General features: G+C 73.1%; 16 protein-coding genes. 7 read left to right on the top strand and 9 right to left on the bottom strand.

What is annotated here, in order from left to right:
- Positions 1-139 precede the first annotated feature (139 nt).
- Both ACZ4O3_RS17550 and ACZ4O3_RS17545 read right to left on the bottom strand, forming a co-directional pair.
- Positions 140-1,678 (bottom strand): leucyl aminopeptidase, encoded by a 1,539-nt coding sequence (locus ACZ4O3_RS17550; protein WP_362717405.1) that lies wholly within the window; start codon positions 1,676-1,678, stop codon positions 140-142.
- 377 nt (positions 1,679-2,055) lie between these two features.
- Positions 2,056-2,850, bottom strand: coding sequence for an adenosylcobinamide-GDP ribazoletransferase (locus ACZ4O3_RS17545; protein ID WP_467722824.1), 795 nt, complete (start codon positions 2,848-2,850; stop codon positions 2,056-2,058).
- A gap of 60 nt (positions 2,851-2,910) precedes the next feature.
- Between ACZ4O3_RS17545 and ACZ4O3_RS17540 the strand changes: the two genes are divergently transcribed.
- Positions 2,911-3,678, top strand: a complete 768-nt coding sequence (locus tag ACZ4O3_RS17540) for a hypothetical protein (protein ID WP_467722823.1) — start codon at positions 2,911-2,913, stop codon at positions 3,676-3,678.
- Here ACZ4O3_RS17540 and ACZ4O3_RS17535 read toward each other — a convergent pair.
- From ACZ4O3_RS17535 to cobT, 3 genes are all read right to left on the bottom strand, one after another.
- Positions 3,615-4,340 carry a hypothetical protein gene (locus tag ACZ4O3_RS17535; protein WP_467722822.1) on the bottom strand — a complete coding sequence of 242 codons (726 nt, stop codon included), beginning with the start codon at positions 4,338-4,340 and terminating at the stop codon, positions 3,615-3,617. The two genes, ACZ4O3_RS17540 and ACZ4O3_RS17535, sit on opposite strands and share 64 nt — an antisense overlap.
- Positions 4,341-4,350: 10 nt before the next feature.
- The gene (locus tag ACZ4O3_RS17530; RefSeq protein WP_362723076.1) at positions 4,351-6,126 is read right to left on the bottom strand and encodes a phosphatidylglycerol lysyltransferase domain-containing protein; all 1,776 of its coding nucleotides are present in this window, start codon (positions 6,124-6,126) and stop codon (positions 4,351-4,353) included.
- Between the two features lie 73 nt (positions 6,127-6,199).
- On the bottom strand, positions 6,200-7,354 hold the full coding sequence (cobT, locus tag ACZ4O3_RS17525; RefSeq protein WP_467722820.1) for a nicotinate-nucleotide--dimethylbenzimidazole phosphoribosyltransferase: 1,155 nt from the start codon (positions 7,352-7,354) through the stop codon (positions 6,200-6,202).
- Between the two features lie 141 nt (positions 7,355-7,495).
- Between cobT and ACZ4O3_RS17520 the strand changes: the two genes are divergently transcribed.
- Positions 7,496-8,470, top strand: a complete 975-nt coding sequence (locus tag ACZ4O3_RS17520; protein WP_467722819.1) for a class I SAM-dependent methyltransferase — start codon at positions 7,496-7,498, stop codon at positions 8,468-8,470.
- A 57-nt stretch (positions 8,471-8,527) separates the two neighbouring features.
- On the opposite strand, the gene ACZ4O3_RS17515 is transcribed toward ACZ4O3_RS17520, so the two are convergent.
- Positions 8,528-9,727 carry a bifunctional adenosylcobinamide kinase/adenosylcobinamide-phosphate guanylyltransferase gene (locus tag ACZ4O3_RS17515; protein ID WP_467722817.1) on the bottom strand — a complete coding sequence of 400 codons (1,200 nt, stop codon included), beginning with the start codon at positions 9,725-9,727 and terminating at the stop codon, positions 8,528-8,530.
- Between the two features lie 139 nt (positions 9,728-9,866).
- Here ACZ4O3_RS17515 and ACZ4O3_RS17510 point away from each other — a divergent pair, with 139 nt between their 5' ends.
- The gene (locus ACZ4O3_RS17510) at positions 9,867-10,079 is read left to right on the top strand and encodes a hypothetical protein (RefSeq protein WP_234542644.1); all 213 of its coding nucleotides are present in this window, start codon (positions 9,867-9,869) and stop codon (positions 10,077-10,079) included.
- A 42-nt stretch (positions 10,080-10,121) separates the two neighbouring features.
- Here ACZ4O3_RS17510 and ACZ4O3_RS17505 read toward each other — a convergent pair whose 3' ends face one another.
- The 3 genes from ACZ4O3_RS17505 to ACZ4O3_RS17495 form a co-directional block, all read right to left on the bottom strand.
- Positions 10,122-11,201, bottom strand: coding sequence for a S1C family serine protease (locus ACZ4O3_RS17505; protein WP_362723088.1), 1,080 nt, complete (start codon positions 11,199-11,201; stop codon positions 10,122-10,124).
- 71 nt (positions 11,202-11,272) lie between these two features.
- Positions 11,273-11,974, bottom strand: a complete 702-nt coding sequence (locus ACZ4O3_RS17500) for a class I SAM-dependent methyltransferase (protein WP_467722815.1) — start codon at positions 11,972-11,974, stop codon at positions 11,273-11,275.
- A gap of 83 nt (positions 11,975-12,057) precedes the next feature.
- Positions 12,058-12,732 (bottom strand): DUF3043 domain-containing protein, encoded by a 675-nt coding sequence (locus ACZ4O3_RS17495; RefSeq protein ID WP_362730224.1) that lies wholly within the window; start codon positions 12,730-12,732, stop codon positions 12,058-12,060.
- Between the two features lie 199 nt (positions 12,733-12,931).
- On the opposite strand from ACZ4O3_RS17495, the gene ACZ4O3_RS17490 reads away from it, so the two are divergent.
- The 4 genes from ACZ4O3_RS17490 (at position 12,932) to ACZ4O3_RS17475 (ending at position 16,095) form a co-directional block, all read left to right on the top strand.
- Positions 12,932-13,723, top strand: a complete 792-nt coding sequence (locus ACZ4O3_RS17490; RefSeq protein ID WP_362730221.1) for a PspA/IM30 family protein — start codon at positions 12,932-12,934, stop codon at positions 13,721-13,723.
- A gap of 28 nt (positions 13,724-13,751) precedes the next feature.
- Entirely contained in the window at positions 13,752-14,030 is a 279-nt protein-coding gene (gene pspAA, locus ACZ4O3_RS17485) for a PspA-associated protein PspAA (RefSeq protein WP_294008958.1), read from the top strand.
- A gap of 143 nt (positions 14,031-14,173) precedes the next feature.
- Complete coding sequence (locus ACZ4O3_RS17480; RefSeq protein ID WP_467722813.1) at positions 14,174-15,418, top strand: sensor histidine kinase; 1,245 nt, start codon at positions 14,174-14,176, stop codon at positions 15,416-15,418.
- Positions 15,415-16,095: a response regulator transcription factor gene (locus ACZ4O3_RS17475; protein WP_362726893.1), complete on the top strand. Its 681-nt coding sequence runs from the start codon at positions 15,415-15,417 to the stop codon at positions 16,093-16,095. Before ACZ4O3_RS17480 ends, ACZ4O3_RS17475 begins: the two co-directional genes overlap by 4 nt.
- Positions 16,096-16,124 lie beyond the last annotated feature (29 nt).

Below are 16,124 nucleotides of genomic sequence, written 5' to 3'. Positions count from 1 at the left end.
CAGCGCCCCGAAGGGGCGCGGGGAACTGCGCGATCGGCCACGAAACGCCCGCAGTCGCCACATGACCGAAAACCCCCGGTCAGTGGGCGACGGGACCCCGCCCTACCCGCGCGCGAGGTCCCGTCCACAGAATCCGAGGTCAGCCCAGGTCACCCTCGGCCGTCAGCTCCGCCAGCCGCACCAGCGTCCGCACCGCGGACCCGGTCCCGCCCTTGGGCGTGTACCCGAAGGGGCCGCCCTCGTTGAACGCCGGGCCCGCGATGTCCAGGTGCGCCCAGGTGATCCCCTCACCGACGAACTCGCGCAGGAACAGGCCGGCCACCAGCCCGCCGCCCATCCGCTCGCCCATGTTCGCGATGTCCGCGGTGGGGGAGTCCATCCCCTTGCGCAGGTGCTCCGGCAGCGGCATCGGCCAGGCCGGCTCGCCGACCTCCTCGGCCGCCTCGTGGATCGCCGTACGGAACGCGTCGTCGTTGGCCATGACGCCGAACGTCCGGCTGCCCAGCGCCAGCATCATCGCCCCGGTCAGCGTCGCCACGTCGACGATCGCGTCCGGGTTCTCCGCGGACGCCGCCCACAGCGCGTCGGCGAGGACCAGCCGGCCCTCGGCGTCCGTGTTGAGGACCTCGACCGTCTTGCCGCTGTACATGCGCAGCACGTCACCCGGGCGCACGGCCGAGCCGGACGGCATGTTCTCGGCGAGCGCCAGCCACCCGGTCACGTTGACCCGCAGGCCGAGGCGCGCGGCCGAGACGACGGCCGCGAAGACCGCCGCCGCGCCGCTCATGTCGCACTTCATCGTCTCGTTGTGCCCGGCCGGCTTGAGCGAGATGCCGCCCGAGTCGTAGGTGATGCCCTTGCCGACGAAGGCGAGGTGCTTGTCGGCCTCGGGGCTCGTGTACGACAGCTTCACCAGCCGCGGGGTCGCGGCCGAGCCGCCGCCGACGCCGAGGATGCCGCCGTAGCCGTCCTTGGCGAGCGCCTTGTCGTCCAGGATCTGGATCTTGAGGCCGTGCTCCTTGGCCGCGCGCTGCGCGATCGCGGCGAACGCGGCCGGGGTGAGGTCGTTCGGCGGGGTGTTGACGAGGTCGCGGGCGCGGTTGAGTTCCTCGGAGACCGCGGTGGCACGGGCGAGGGCCGCCTTGTGGGCCGCGTCCCGCGGCTTGCCGCCGAGCAGGACGGCGTCGGCGAGCGGCGCCTTGCCGTTCTTCGCCTTCCCGCTGCCGCTGTTGTCCTTGTAGACGTCGAAGGAGTAGGCGCCGAGCAGTACGCCCTCGGCGATCGCGCCGACGGCGGCAGCGTCCTCGACGGGCAGCGCGAAGGCCGCCTTCTTCGCGCCGTTCAGCGTGCGGGCCGCGATGCCGGCCGCCCGGCGCAGAGCCTCGGCGTCGTAGTCGGCGCCGTCGTCGGGCACGGAGCCCAGACCGACCGCGATGACGAGCGCGGACTTGAAGCCGGCCGGGGCGGGCAGCTTGGTCAGTTCGCCCTCGGCACCCGAGGCACCGAGGGTCTCCAGGACGCCGGCGAGCTTGCCGTCGTAGGCCTTGTCCACGGCCTCGGCGCCCGGCGCTACGACCAGGTCCCCGGACCGGGAACCCGTGCCCTTGGCGACACCGATCACGATCGCGTCGGCCCGGAGGCCGGGCGCCGCTGAGGTGCTGAGAGTGAGAGCAGTCACGGTGGTGGGATCTCGCTTCCGATGTTGAGTTGCTGTGGCCGAGTGGGTGGGTCGACCGGGCCCGGGAGGCGACCCTAGGCAGAGGCCTCGGTTCGCATGAACACCGGGGCCTTCACCCTGTCGGCGAACACCCGGGACGAGCCTACGCGTGTGTATGCGTCCGCTCATTCCCACGGGTGTTCACCCGGGGGCGGCGTCAAGGCCGTCTCCCCCTCTCCCGGTGGGCGGCCCGGGAGTCGCCCGGTTCCTTCACGGGCGATCCTCGCCGACGGCACCCCGCGGAGCGAAGCCGCAACTCCCGCTCGGCACCTACGAGTTCGGGATTCCGTACACCGGTGACCGCCCGGCGGCCACGTCCCGGGCGCCGGGAGCGTCCCTCAACCCCCCAGCGAGAGGACCACGAGCGCCGCGGTGGCCGCCGTCTCGGCGAGACACCCGAACACGTCCCCCGTCACCCCGCCGAACCGCCGCCTGCACAGCCGCAGCAGCACATCCGTGGCCGCCTCCGCCACCACCACCGCGAGCAGCGCCCGCAGACTGTCGGCCGGCCCCAGCAGCGCTCCGGCCCCCGCCGCCACCACCATCACCGCGATCGTGACCGCCGAGGCACCCGCCTTCGGGACCACCCCGGCCACCGCCGCCCCCAGCCCCTCCGGGCGGGCCGCGGGCACCCCTTGGACCGCGGCCAGGCTCATCGCCAGCCGGGCCACCGTCGCCGCGACGACCGAGGCCAGCACCCCCCGCTGCCACGAGTCGCCGTAGGCCTGTGCCAGCGCGGCCGCCTGCCCGAGCAGGACGAGGACGAGCGTGATCACGCCGAACGGCCCGATGTCCGACTGCTTCATGATGCGCAGCGCTTCCTCGGCCGGCTTGCCGCTGCCCAGGCCGTCGGCGGTGTCGGCGAGTCCGTCCAGGTGCAGCCCCCGGGTGAGCACGGCCGGAACCGCGACCGCCGCCACCGCGGCCACCGGCGCACTCGCCCCGGCCAGGACCAGCAGCGCCCCGACCGCGCCCGCGCAGAGCCCGACGGCGAGGCCGGCCAGGGGCGCGAGCAGCATGCCGCCCCGGGCCGCCTCGCGGTCCCAGCGGGTCACCCGCACGGGGAACACGGTGAGCGTGCCGAAGGCGAAGCGCAGGCCGTCACGCCAGGAAGTCGCAGAGGTCGCAGCCACCGGCGCAGGTTACCCGTTGGTCAGGAAGGTGCGTGCCGTGACCAGGGATAAAGTGCGCACATGGGACATTGGCTGGAGCGGAACATCGTCGAGCCGGGCAAACTCCCCCTGCTGCTCGCCCTGACCGCCTTCGTCCTGACCTTTGTGATCACCCGGGTCATCACCCGGCTGATCCGCGCCGGGAAGGGGCCGTTCGGCAACGTGAAGGCGGGCGGGCTGCACATCCACCACGTCGTCCCGGGGGTCGTCCTCGTCGTCATCGGCGGGTTCGGCGCGGTGGCCAGCGGCCGGCAGGGCTTCGGCGCGGCCCTCGCCGCGATCGTCTTCGGCGTCGGAGCCGGGCTCGTCCTCGACGAGTTCGCGCTGATCCTGCACCTCGACGACGTCTACTGGACCGAGGAGGGCCGCCAGAGCGTCGAGGTCGTCGTCATCACCGCCGCGATGGTCGGGCTGCTGCTCGCCGGGTTCTCGCCGTTGGGCGTCAACGACATCACGGCCGACGAACTCCAGGACCGCAGCGCCGTCATCGCGAACATCGTGGGGAACTTCCTCTTCTCGCTCGTCGCCCTCAGCAAGGGCAAGGCCCGTACCGCGATCTTCGGGGTGGTCGTCCCGTTCGTCGGCATCGTCGGCGCGGTCCGGCTGGCCCGGCCCGGCTCGGCCTGGGCCCGCCGCTTCTACCCCGGCCGCCCGCACGCCCGGGCCAGGGCCGGGCTGCGCGCCTACCGCCACGACCGCCGCTGGGCCCGGCTGAGCAGAACCCTTCAGGACTGGATCGGCGGCAAGCCCGACCGCCCGGAACCGGCCCGGCTGCCCGGCCGCCGCTGACGCCACCGGTGGCCCAGCCGCCGTCCCGCCGCCACCGCCGCGTACAGCACCGCCACGCCCGCGATGGCCGCCAGATGCTCCTTGCCGGCGAGGTTGTCCTTCAGCGCCACCTCGACCACCATCGCCGACGCCACGGCGCCCGCGGTGACATGCGCGCCGTACCGCCATCCGACGACGACCGCGAGCCCGACGACGGCGGCCGAGGGACCGGTGTCCACCACCCAGGCGTCCGAGGCGGGCAGGCCCAGGGGGCTGTGCGGGCCCAGCGCGAGGCCGGCGCGGGCGTAGAGGGTGCCGGCGAGGGTCGCGACGTACGCGACGGTGAGGGTCCGCCACCACCCCAGGCACACCTCGGCGATGCCGAACACGAAGAGGATCTGCGCCAGCGCGCCCCACACCGGCAGGTCCAGGGCCGGCACGAACAGCGACAGGGGAGTGCGGAGCAGGGCCGGCCAGAACGGGTCCGCGGCGCGCACGCCCCCGATGTCCTGCACGAACCGGTAGCCCCACGACTGGTTCTGGACGAACTGCAGCAACGCCGTCAGGCCCGCCGCCGCCACCGACATCGGCACGGCCCGCAGCCGCCGCTTCGCCAGCGGGCCGCGCACGGTGGCGTACAGCAGACCCCATTCGGCGCGGGCCCAGCGGCTGAGCCGTCTCATCCGGAGGTCCTCATCGGTGAGCCTCCCGGTCCGTGTCCAGGCGCCGTCGGTGCAGCCACTTCAAGAGCCCCGGTCCCTCCAGGAATCCCTCCGCACGCGCCGACGCGAGGCCGATGCGCGGCAGGTCCGCACTCTTCTCGAAGAGCAGGAACCGGGGTTCCCAGATGGGCCGGTACTTGGCGTTGGCCCGGTACAGGGACTCGATCTGCCACCACCGGGAGCAGAAGCTCAGCAAGGACCTCCACAGCCGCAGCACCGGTCCCGCGCCGAGCCGCGCTCCACGTTCGAAGACCGACCGGAACATCGCGAAGTTGAGCGAGACCTGCGTGATCCCGATCTCTCCGGCGCGCCGCAGCAGCTCGATGACCATGAACTCCATCAGCCCGTTGTCGGAGTCCCGGTCCCGCCGCATCAGGTCGAGCGAGAGCCCGCAGGGACCCCACGGCACGAACGACAGCAGCGCCCGCAGCCTGCCCTCCCCGTCCGTGCACTCCAGCATCACGCACCGTCCGTCCCGGCCGTCCCCGAGCCGGCCCAGCGCCATGCTGAACCCGCGCTCGGTGGCGCCGTCCCGCCAGTCGTCGGCGCGTCGCAGGAGGTACGACATCTCGTCGCCGGGGATGTCCTCGTGACGGCGGATCCGCACCGAGTAGCCCGCCCGCCCGACCCGGTTGTGGGCCTGCCGGACGGTCCGCATGGCCCGTCCCTCCAGCGTGAACTCCGCGGCCTCGACGATCGCCTCGTCACCGAGCTCCAGCGCGTCCAGCCCGTGCCGCGCGTAGACGGTCCCGGCCTCCTCGCCCGCCCCCATCACCGCCGGGATCCACCCGTGCGCCCGGGCCTCGCTCAGCCACGGCACGATCGCCCCCGGCCAGGCCTCCGGATCCCCGATCGGGTCCCCGGAGGCGAGGCTGACCCCGCCCACCACCCGGTAGGCCACCGCCGCCTTCCCGGTCGGCGACCACACGACGCTCTTCTCCCGGCGCAGCGCGAAGTACCCGAGCGAGTCCCGCTCGCCGTGCCGCTCCAGCAGCTCCCGCAGCCGCTTCTCGTCGTCCTCGGTGATCGGGTCGACGGCCCGGCGGGAGCGGAAGGCGGCGTACAGGACGACGAGGACGAGGAGCGTGCTCAGCACGTTGACGGAGACGTTCACCCAGTTGGGCGGCGCGATGTGCGGGAACCGGGACGGGTCGGCGGCGACCGAGACCAGGCGCAGGGTGCCGTAGTGCCAGCGCTCCGCGAACGTCGAACGGGCGGCGTGCGGAGCCTGGTTGGTGACGGACACGAGGAGGGCGGCGAGCAGCGAGGCGAGCAGGCCGCCGCCGGTGGCCACGGTCGCGGCGAGCCGCGGGTTCGCCCGGTCGCCCTTGGCGTAGAACTCCCGGCGGCCGAGGAGCAGCGCGCCCACGAAGGCGGCGGTCAGCGCGATCGAGATCCAGTTCTGCGGGTACCGCCGGATCTCCGGGAACGCCATGGCGAACGCGAACAGTGCGAGGAACAGGCCGCTCAGCACGAGGTTGAGGATCCAGGCGGCCCGCTTGCGCCGCCGCATCGTGATGGCGAGGAACGCGGTGAACACGCCGGAGGCGAAGCCCGCGGTCAGCAGGTACGGCGTGAAGAAGTCCTCCTGGTTGTGCCGTCGCACGTCCTGCCCCAACGACACCCACACCGCGCTGAGGAAGTTGACGAAGGCGGCGGCCCGCAGGTACCACACGGCGAAGGCGGCGGCCCGCCGGGAAACCCCGCCGGCCCGCCACCGCTCAACGGCAATTCGGACATCTCCCATGGAGATGGATCATATGGGCGCCCCGCGGCGAACGCCGTCACACGCACGGGTCTCGCCGTCGCCGGTGTTCCCGCTACCGCTCCGGCTCGTCCCGCTCTGCTCGCGCGTCCCCTGCCTGGTCCTGCTGGGCTTCCTGGGCTTCCTTGTCCTCCTGGACTTCCGCGTCCTGTTCCACGGCCTCCTCCGGTGCCTCCGGGAGTTCGCCCGCCAGGGCCGCGGCGGACTGGACCAGGGAGAGGGCGAGCAGTGCTCCCGCCCCCTCGCCCACCGTCACGCCCTGTTCCAGCAGGGGCTCCAGGGCCATCCGGTCCAGCGCCTTCGCCTGGCCCGGCTCGCCGCTGTCGTGGCCGGCCAGCCACCAGTCCGGCGCCCGGAACGCGATGCGCTGCGCCACCAGCGCACACGCGGCCGCCACCACCCCGTCCAGCACCACCGGCAGTTTCCGCACCGCCGCCTGCAACAGGAACCCGGTCATCGCCGCGAGATCGGCCCCGCCGACCGTCGCCAGCAACTGCAACTGGTCCCCGAGCACCGGCCGCGCCCGCCGCAGCGCGTCCCGGATCGCCGCGCACTTGCGCATCCATGCCAGGTCGTCGATGGCGAGCCCGCCCCGTCCGGTCACCACCGACGCGTCGGTCCCGCACAGCGCGGCGACCAGCACACAGGCCGCCGTGGTCCCCCCGACGCTCACATCGCCGAGCACCACCAGATCGGTCCCCGAGTCGGCCTCCCCGTCGGCCAGCGCCATCCCCGCCCGGAAAGCCGCCTCGGCCTCCTCCAGGGTGAGCGCGTCCTCGATGTCGATCCGGCCGCTGCCGCGCCGCACCCGGTGCCGTACGACCTCCGCCGGCAGCGTGTCCGGGTCGCAGTCCAGTGCCATGTCGACGATCCGCAGCGGCACCCCGAGCCGCCGCGCCAGCACCGCCACCGGGCTGGCCCCCTCCAGGACCGCCCGCACCAGCAGCCCGGCGGTCCCCGCGGGCCGCGCGGACACGCCGAGTTCGGCGACGCCGTGGTCACCGGCGAAGAGCAGGACCCGCGGCCGTTCGAGCGGCCGTACCGGCACGGAACCCTGCGCGGCGGCCAGCCACTCACCCAGGTCGTCGAGGCGGCCCAGCGACCCGGGCGGCACGACCAGCCGCTCCCGGCGGGCCTCCGCGTCACGGCGCACTCCGCCGTCGGGGCGCTCGATCAGGTCGGTGAAGTCGTCGAGATTAAGCGAGCTCATTCGCCGAACAGTACCGGCACCGAACGAACGGTTCGTTTCCAGATCGCCACCACACCCGCACGGCGTCTTGGCAGGCAAGATCGGCATCCCATACGTTCCGTTTTGCAGGAGATTGCGTACAGGGAGCACAGGGAGCCGCTCATGCCGCCCACACCCGAACTCCTCCCGGACACCGACGGGTTCCACGAGCCGCGCCGCGAGGACTGTCCCTGGTGCGGTTCCGGACGCCTGCGCACCCGGCTGCGCACGTCCGACCTCCTCCATCACCGGCCCGGCAGGTTCAGCGTCGACGAGTGCCGCGACTGCGCCCACACCTTCCAGAACCCCCGGCTGACCGCGGAGGGCTTCACGCTCTACCACCGGGACTACTACGAGGGCCGTCTGGAGGACTACACCGACGGCATGCTCGCGACCCGCGCCGGCCGCCGCCGGCACCGCGCCGCCGCCCGCGTGATGCAGGCGCTGACCGAACCGGAGAGCTGGCTGGACGTCGGGACGGGCCGCGCCCACTTCCCGCAGACGGCGAAGGAACTCCTCCCGTACACCTCGTTCGACGGAGTGGACTCGACCCTGCGGGTGACGTGGGCGCAGGCCGACGGGCACCTGGAGGAGGCCCACTGCGGCCATCTGACGGCCCCCCACATGCTGGCCCGGCTGCGCGCCCGCTACGACGTCGTCAGCATGTTCCGGCACCTCGAACACACCCCCGACCCGCGCGCCGAACTCCGCGCGGCACTGGCGGCGCTGCGGCCCGGCGGCCACCTCCTGATCGAGGTCGCCGACCCGCGCAGCGGCTTCGGGGCGCTGCTCGGCAGGTGGTGGGTGCCGTACGGCCAGCCCCGTCACCTGCATCTGGTGCCGCCGGCCAACCTGCGGGCGGAACTGGAGTCCCAGGGCTGCGAGATCCTGAGCGCCGACCGGAAGGCGGCCCACCTCCCCTGCGACATCTCCGCGGCGCTCGCCCTGATGCTGGGCCGGGTGCTGCCGAAGCGGGCGCTGGGCGCGACGGCCCCGCTGGTGGCCGTGGCGGCGGCCGTCGACCGGGCGCTGGCCCCGCTGCTGAGCCGCACCCCCTTCTCCAACGGGTACCGGATCATCGCGAGAAAGACCCGCTGACGACCCGCCGTCCGGCCGCGGCGGCACCCTCCCGGCGCCGGTGACCGCTCCCCACCGCTACCGCAGCACCACCGCCTGCCCCGCCACCACCAGCACCACCTGCTCGCACTCGCCCGCGAACGCCGTGTTCAGACGGCCCAGTTCGTCCCGGTACCGGCGCCCCGACGCCGTGGCCGGGACGATGCCCGACCCCACCTCGTTGGAGACGGCGACCAGCGTCCGGCGGGCCGAGCGCACCGCCTCCGTCAGCTCCCGCACCCGCTCCCGCAGCGCCTTCTCCCCGCCCGACGCCCACTCGGTGTCGTCCCACGCCCCGACGGAGTCCATCGCGTCCGTCAGCCACAGCGACAGACAGTCCACCAGCAACGGGGGCCCGTCCTCCGCCAGCAACGGCACCAGGTCACACGTCTCCGTGGTACGCCACGACCCCGGCCGCCGCTCCCGGTGCACGGCCACCCGCGCCGCCCACTCGCCGTCACCGCCGCGCGTCCCTCCGGTGGCGACGTAGAGCACGTCCGGGAAGGACTCCAGCCGCCGCTCGGCCTCCACGGACTTGCCTGACCGGGCACCGCCCAGCACCAGCGTCCGGCGCGGCACGTCGGGCACCTCCTCGTACACCCCCACCGTCAGCGTCGTACCGTCCGGCACGGCCCGCGCCCCGGCCGCCCCCAGCCGCCGCCGCAACTCCGGCCCCGGCGGCACGTCGTGGTCCAGATGGACGGCGACGACGTCGGTGGCCGCCCCCACCGCCCCCACCGCCCGCAGCCGCGCCAGCGCGTCCGGACGTCCCACGACGTCGAGCAGCGCCATGTCGTACGCCTCCGTGCGCCCGTTCTCCAGCCCGGCCGGGGCACCACCCGGCGGCAGGTACAGCAGCCGCTGCCCGTCGGGGCCGGTCACCGCGTACCCGGTGCCGCCCGCGTCCATCGCCAGCGCCCGCACCCGGTGCCCGGTCAGCAGCGCCAGCTCCCGGCCGTCCGGCACCCGCCCCGGCTGCGGCAGCCCGGCCGGCACCTCAACGGCGGGTCCGTCGTGCGGATGCGACAGCAGCACCTGCCGCACGCCGGTCAGGGACCGTCCGGCCCGCGCCGCCGCGAACGCCGCGCCCGGCGTCAGGTCGAGCAGCAGCGTGCCGTCGACGAGTGCCGCGGTGGCGGCCCGGGCATCCGTCCCGACGGCGCAGGCACAGGCCGCGCAGGGGCAGTCCGGGCGGGGCAGCCCCGCGGGAGCACCGGTACCGAGCAAAGTCACTTCCACGCCCTGATTTTCACCCGTCCCCACGGTTCTCGCCCCAGCGGGCGCCGCACGGACCGCACCCGCCTCACAACCAGCGGAGTTATACCGGCGCCCCCGCCGAACCGCATACGATGCATCAGTTGGATCAAAGGAGGCCTACATGGCGGCATGGACGTGGCGGTTCGAGAAGGCCGACGGGACGGAGGTCCAACCCGCGGTGGAGCCAGAGGAGTTCACCACCCAGGGCGATGCCGAGTCCTGGATCGGCGAGCAGTGGAAGGCCCTGCTGGCCGGCGGCGCCGACCAGGTGCGGCTCTACGAGGACGCCACCGAGATCTACGGCCCGATGAGCCTGCACGCGGACGAGTCCTGAGAGGTGCCGGTCAGGGGCGGTCCCCAGCGGGCCGCCCCGCCGTCACTGCTCGCCCAGCGTGACGTCCACCGTCTGCCGGACGTCGTTCCGGCTGTACGTCACCGTCGTCTTCTGGCCCGGCCGGTCCACGGCGAGCGACTCGGCCAGTGAGGTGATGGTGGTGATGTCGTCGTCGCCCAGCTTGGTGATGATGTCGCCGGGCCGGATGCCCGCCTTGTCGGCGGCGTCCCGCGGTTTCACGGTCACGACGGCCACCCCGGCGGGCTGGTAGTTCACGTCGACGACCGTGCGCCCGCTGATGCCGAGCGCGGCCCGCCCCGAGTCGGTCACCTTGCCCTGCTTGATGATCTGGTCGGCGACCGTCTTCACCATCGACCCCGGGATGGCGAACCCGATCCCGGGTGCCGCGCTGCCGCCCAGGTCGGGGTCGCTCGCGGCGAGCGTCGGGATGCCGATGACCTGGCCGTTCAGGTCGACCAGGGCGCCGCCGCTGTTGCCGGGGTTGATGGCCGCCGACGTCTGCACCATGTTCGGGATGGTGGCGCCGGTGCCGCCCCCCTCCTGGTTCTCGCTGACGGTCCGTCCGGTCGCCGACACGATGCCCTCGGTCACACTGGACGACAGCCCGAGCGGCGAGCCCATGGCCAGCGTGATCTGACCGACCTCGACCTTCTCGGTGTCCCCGAAGGCGGCCGCCTTCAGCCCCTCCGGGATCCTGTCGAGCCTGAGGACCGCCAGGTCCTGCTCGGGGTAGGAGTAGACGAGCGACGCGGTGAACGGTTCCTCCTTGTTGGCGGTCGTCACCTTGAACTTCTTCTCGCCCTGGACGACGTGGGCGTTGGTGACGATGTGTCCCTTGTCGTCGTAGACCACGCCGGAGCCCAGGTCGTGACTGGCCTGGATCTGCACCACCGACGGCAGGACGTCCTTGATCACCTTCTGGTACCGGTTCTGCAGGTCGGTCGCCGCCATCGGAACGGCCGCCGCCTGGGCGGCCCGGGTGTCCGAACGGTCCTCGGCGGTGGCGCCGTCGAAGCCGGAGCAGCCGGAGACGAGGACGAGACAGCAGGAGCCGAGCGCGGCGGCCGTAGGCAAGCCGCGAAGGGTACGGGAAACGTCCATGCCCCCGAGTCTCGTCGCGGGGTGCCGGTCCGGCTCGTACTGCTGACCCGAACGAGCAGCACGCGGCGGGTTCAGCCGCGGACCCCGCACAGGTGCAGCAGCGCCGCGACCGCACGGTAGGGATCCGTCCGGCCCGCGCGCTCCTCAGCCGCCAGCAGCGTCTCCACGTCGGCGGGAAGTCCGGCGCCGTCCGCGGCGGTGTCCGTGAACACCCGCACGCCGTACCAGGAGTGCAGCGGCGCACCGATGCCGGCGAGTGCGGCGGTCACGGCGGTCAGCCGGTCGGCCCGCACCTCCAGGCCCAGCCGGTTGCGGTAGGAGACGGTGTCGAAGGCGTTCAGCGCGCCCGTCCAGTCCCCGCTCAGCCCCGGCCGCATGGCCAGCGCGTCGGCGTTGCGCACCAGCAGCGACAGCAGCCCGCCCGGCGCCAGCATCCGGGCCAGCCCGGCCAGCAGCGCGTCCGGCTCCTCGACGTACATCAGCACACCGTGACAGAGCACCAGGTCGAAGCTGCCCGGCAGGAAGTGGACGCCCGTGTCCCGTCCGTCCCCCTCGACGATCCGGACCCGCTCGCGGATCCCCTCCGGCTCACCGGCCAGGGCCTGACGCGCGGCCGCGATCATCGTCGGTTCCCGCTCGACACCGGTCACCTGGTGCCCGGCGCGAGCCAGCCGCAGCGCCTGCGTGCCCTGGCCCATCCCCACGTCGAGCACCCGCAGCCGCTGTCCGACCGGGAACCGCCCGGCTATCTGCTCGTCGAGCTGCCGGGCCACCAGCTCCTGCCGGACGACGTCACGCAGGCCGCCCAGCCCGGTCAGCCAGGCCTGTGCCGCACCCCCGGAGAAAGGCTCTGTGCTCAGGGCCGCTCTCCGCGCTTGACCTGCGGCTTGGGCAGCCGGAGCCGGCGCATCTGGAGGGAGCGCATCAGACCGTAGGCCACGGCACCCTTCTTGTTCTGGTCCGGGAACCGTTCGGCGAGACGCTTGCGCAGCCGGATGCCGCTCACCGCCGCGTCGAGCACGATCAGCACGATCACGACCAGCCACAGCAGCAGCGCGATGTTCTTGATCGCCGCGTTGTTGACCACGCTCATCACCAGGATGACCACGGCCAGCGGCAGGAAGAACTCCGCCACGTTGAAACGCGAGTCGACCCAGTCGCGGGCGAACTTGCGGACCGGGCCCTTGTCACGGGCCGGCAGGTACCGCTCGTCGCCCGTGGCGAGCGCCTGGCGCTGCCGCTCCATGGCGGCGCGCCGGTCGTCCCGCTGGCGCTTGGCGGCGTCCTTGCGGTTCGTCGGCGTGCTGGCCACGCTGCGGCGCTGGGTCTGGGCCTCACTGCGCTTGGGCGTGGGCCTGCCCTTGGGCGCCTGCGGGTCACGGGTCTGCTTGGAGTCGGTCACCGCCGCCTTGTCGGCGGGGGCCTTCTCTTCCTTGGCACGGCTACGGAACACAAAACCCAAGGGTAATGGGTGGACGGGTGTGGGCCCTAGTCCGATGGGGAACGATCCCGCAACGCCGGTCGTCTCCATGAGGGACAGAGGGGACGTTGCAGACGCTTCGCTCAGGGGGCCACCTACTACCTGTGCCGGAGCGCGACCGTCGGCAGTCGTCCTTGGGGATGAGCGCATCGGTCCCCGAACAGTGCGGTAATGGAGGCAGGGCCCGTACTGTGGGTTCTGTCGCAGGATCTGTGAGCTGGAGTCCGTCAGAAGGGGGCGCGCGAAGCCCATGAGCGGTGTCATGAAGCGTATGGGGATGATCTTCCGCGCGAAGGCGAACAAGGCCCTGGACAGGGCCGAGGACCCGCGCGAGACCCTTGACTACTCGTACCAGAAGCAGCTCGAGCTGCTCCAGAAGGTGCGCCGCGGGGTGGCCGACGTCGCCACTTCCCGCAAGCGGCTCGAACTCCAGCTGAACCAGCTCCAGCAGCAGTCCACCAAGCTGGAGGACCAGGGCCGCAAGGCGCTCGCGCTCGGCCGCGAGGACCTCGCCCGTGAGGCGCTGTCCCGCCGCGCCGCCCTCCAGCAGCAGGTGACCGACCTGGAGACCCAGCACGCCACCCTCCAGGGCGAGGAGGAGAAGCTCACCCTCGCGGCCCAGCGCCTCCAGGCCAAGGTGGACGCCTTCCGCACGAAGAAGGAGACCATCAAGGCCACTTACACCGCCGCCCAGGCCCAGACCCGCATCGGCGAGGCCTTCTCCGGCATCTCCGAGGAGATGGGCGACGTCGGCCTCGCCATCCAGCGTGCCGAGGACAAGACGCAGCAGCTCCAGGCCCGCGCCGGCGCCATCGACGAACTGCTCGCCTCCGGCGCCCTGGACGACCCGACCGGCATGGCCAAGGACGACATCGCCGCCGAGCTGGACCGCCTCTCCGGTGGTACGGATGTAGAGCTGGAGCTCCAGCGGATGAAGGCCGAGCTGGCCGGCGGCCAGCCGCAGCAGGCGATCGAGGGCGGCGCCGGCCAGGGCCAGCAGGCGCAGCAGCCGCAGGACACCCCGCGCTTCGACAAGCAGTAGCCGACGCCTGGAGGGCGACATGGCCGACATGGTCGTAAGGATCATGGGGGAGGGCCAGGTGAGGCTGGCCGACAGCCACCTCACCGAACTGAACAAGCTGGACGACGAACTCCTGGCGGAGACGGAGTCCGGTGACGAGGCAGCCTTCCGCCGCACCCTGACCGCCCTCCTGGACAAGGTCCGGGAGCTGGGCACTCCGCTCCCGGACGACGCCCTGGAACCCTCGGACCTGATCCTTCCCTCCCCGGACGCGACTTTGGAGGAGGTCAGGGCACTGCTGAGGGACGACGGCCTCATCCCGGGGTGACACGCTCCCGCTGACGCGCCCGACGCCCGCACCCGGGCCCGTCAGCCGAGCGGGTCGGTCGGGTCGGTGGGAAACCGGGCGGTGCGTGAGGCGGGCCGAACCGACGGTTCCGGCTCGCCCCGACCGGCCGTACTGTTCACACCGTGAACCCCTTCGAAAGAGCCCGCTGCAGAGTCGGCGCCCATCCGCTGGCCGTGGACGCGGTCATCGCCGCGGGTGCTCTCGTCTGCATGGTCGTGAGCTCTTTCGCCGTCCCGCACGGCGCGCACGGCGTCGCCTGGGGCATCCGCACCCCGGACCCGCTCAGCCTGGTGCTCATGACGCTGGCGGCCGGCGCCCTGGTGTTCCGGCGGTACGCCCCGAAGACGGTCCTGGCCGTCACCGGCGCGGCCTCCGTCGTCGAGTGCGTCACCGGCGACCCCCGCGCCCCCGTCGCCATGGCCGCCGTCGTCGCCCTCTTCACCGTCGCCGCCACCACCGACCGCCGCACCACCCTGCGGGCCGGCCTGCTCACCATGACCGTGCTGACCACCGCCGCGATGGCCGCGGGCCCGCTCCCGTGGTACGCCCAGGAGAACCTCGCGATCTTCGCCTGGACCGGCATCGGCGCCACCGCGGGGGACGCGGTGCGCAGCCGGCGGGCCGTCGTGCAGGCCATCCGGGAGCGCGCCGAGCGTGCCGAGCGGACCCGCGAGGAGGAGGCCCGCCGCCGGGTCGCCGAGGAGCGGCTGCGCATCGCCCGGGACCTGCACGACGTCGTCGCCCACCACATCGCCCTGGTCAACGTGCAGGCGGGCGTGGCCGCACACGTCATGGACAAGCGGCCCGACCAGGCCAAGGAGGCCCTCGCCCACGTCCGCGAGGCCAGCCGCTCCGCGCTCAACGAACTGCGCGCCACCGTCGGCCTGCTCCGCCAGTCCGGCGACCCCGAGGCCCCCACCGAACCCGCCCCCGGCCTGCACCGCCTCGAAGAGCTCGCCGACACCTTCCGCAACGCCGGCCTCCAGGTCGAGGTGGCCCGCGCCGACCAGGGCACCACCCTGCCCGCCGCCGTGGACCTCGCCGCCTACCGGATCATCCAGGAGGCCCTGACCAACGTGCAGAAGCACGCGGGACCCGAGGCCAAGGCCGAGGTCAGCGTCGTACGCGTGGGACCGCACATCGAGGTCACCGTCCTCGACAACGGCTCCGGCGAGGCCACCGCCCCCGAGGAAGGCGGTGGCCACGGCCTGCTCGGCATGCGCGAGCGCGTCACCGCGCTGCGCGGCACCCTCACCACCGGCCCCCGCTACGGCGGCGGCTTCCGCGTCCATGCGATCCTGCCGGTCAAGACCGACACCGACGACCGTCCGGACCACCGCACGGCCGCCCTGGGGGATTCCGCATGACGATCCGTGTCCTGCTCGCCGACGACCAGGCCCTGCTGCGCAGCGCGTTCCGCGTGCTCGTCGACTCCGAGCCCGACATGGAGGTGGTCGGCGAGGCCTCCGACGGCGTCGAGGCGGTGAGGCTGGCCAGGGAGACCCGGGCCGACGTCGTCCTGATGGACATCCGGATGCCGGGCACGGACGGACTGGCCGCCACCCGGCTGATCAGCGAGGATCCGTCCCTCGGACGGGTCCGGGTGGTCATACTGACCACCTTCGAGGTGGACGACTACGTGGTGCAGGCGCTGCGCGCGGGCGCCTCCGGCTTCCTCGGCAAGGGCAGCGAACCCGAGGAACTGCTGAGCGCCATCCGGGTCGCCGCCGGGGGCGAGGCGCTGCTCTCCCCGACCGCCACCAAGGGGCTGATCGCCCGCTTCCTCGCCCAGGGCGACGCCGCCGACGGCCGTGACCCGGCCCGCGCCGAGCGGCTGGACGCGCTCACCTCACGCGAGCGCGAGGTGCTGGTCCAGGTCGCCGGCGGGCACTCCAACGACGAGATCGCCGAGCGCCTCGAAGTCAGCCCGCTGACCGTGAAGACGCACGTCAACCGGGCCATGGCCAAGCTGGGCGCCCGGGACCGGGCCCAGCTCGTGGTGATCGCCTACGAGTCGGGGCTGGTCCGTCCGCGGATGGACTGATCTCCACCCCGGCGTACTGCGGCGGGAGT

Source organism: Streptomyces sp. NPDC026515, from assembly GCF_055567595.1.
This window is presented reverse-complemented; position numbering and strand designations above follow the sequence as displayed.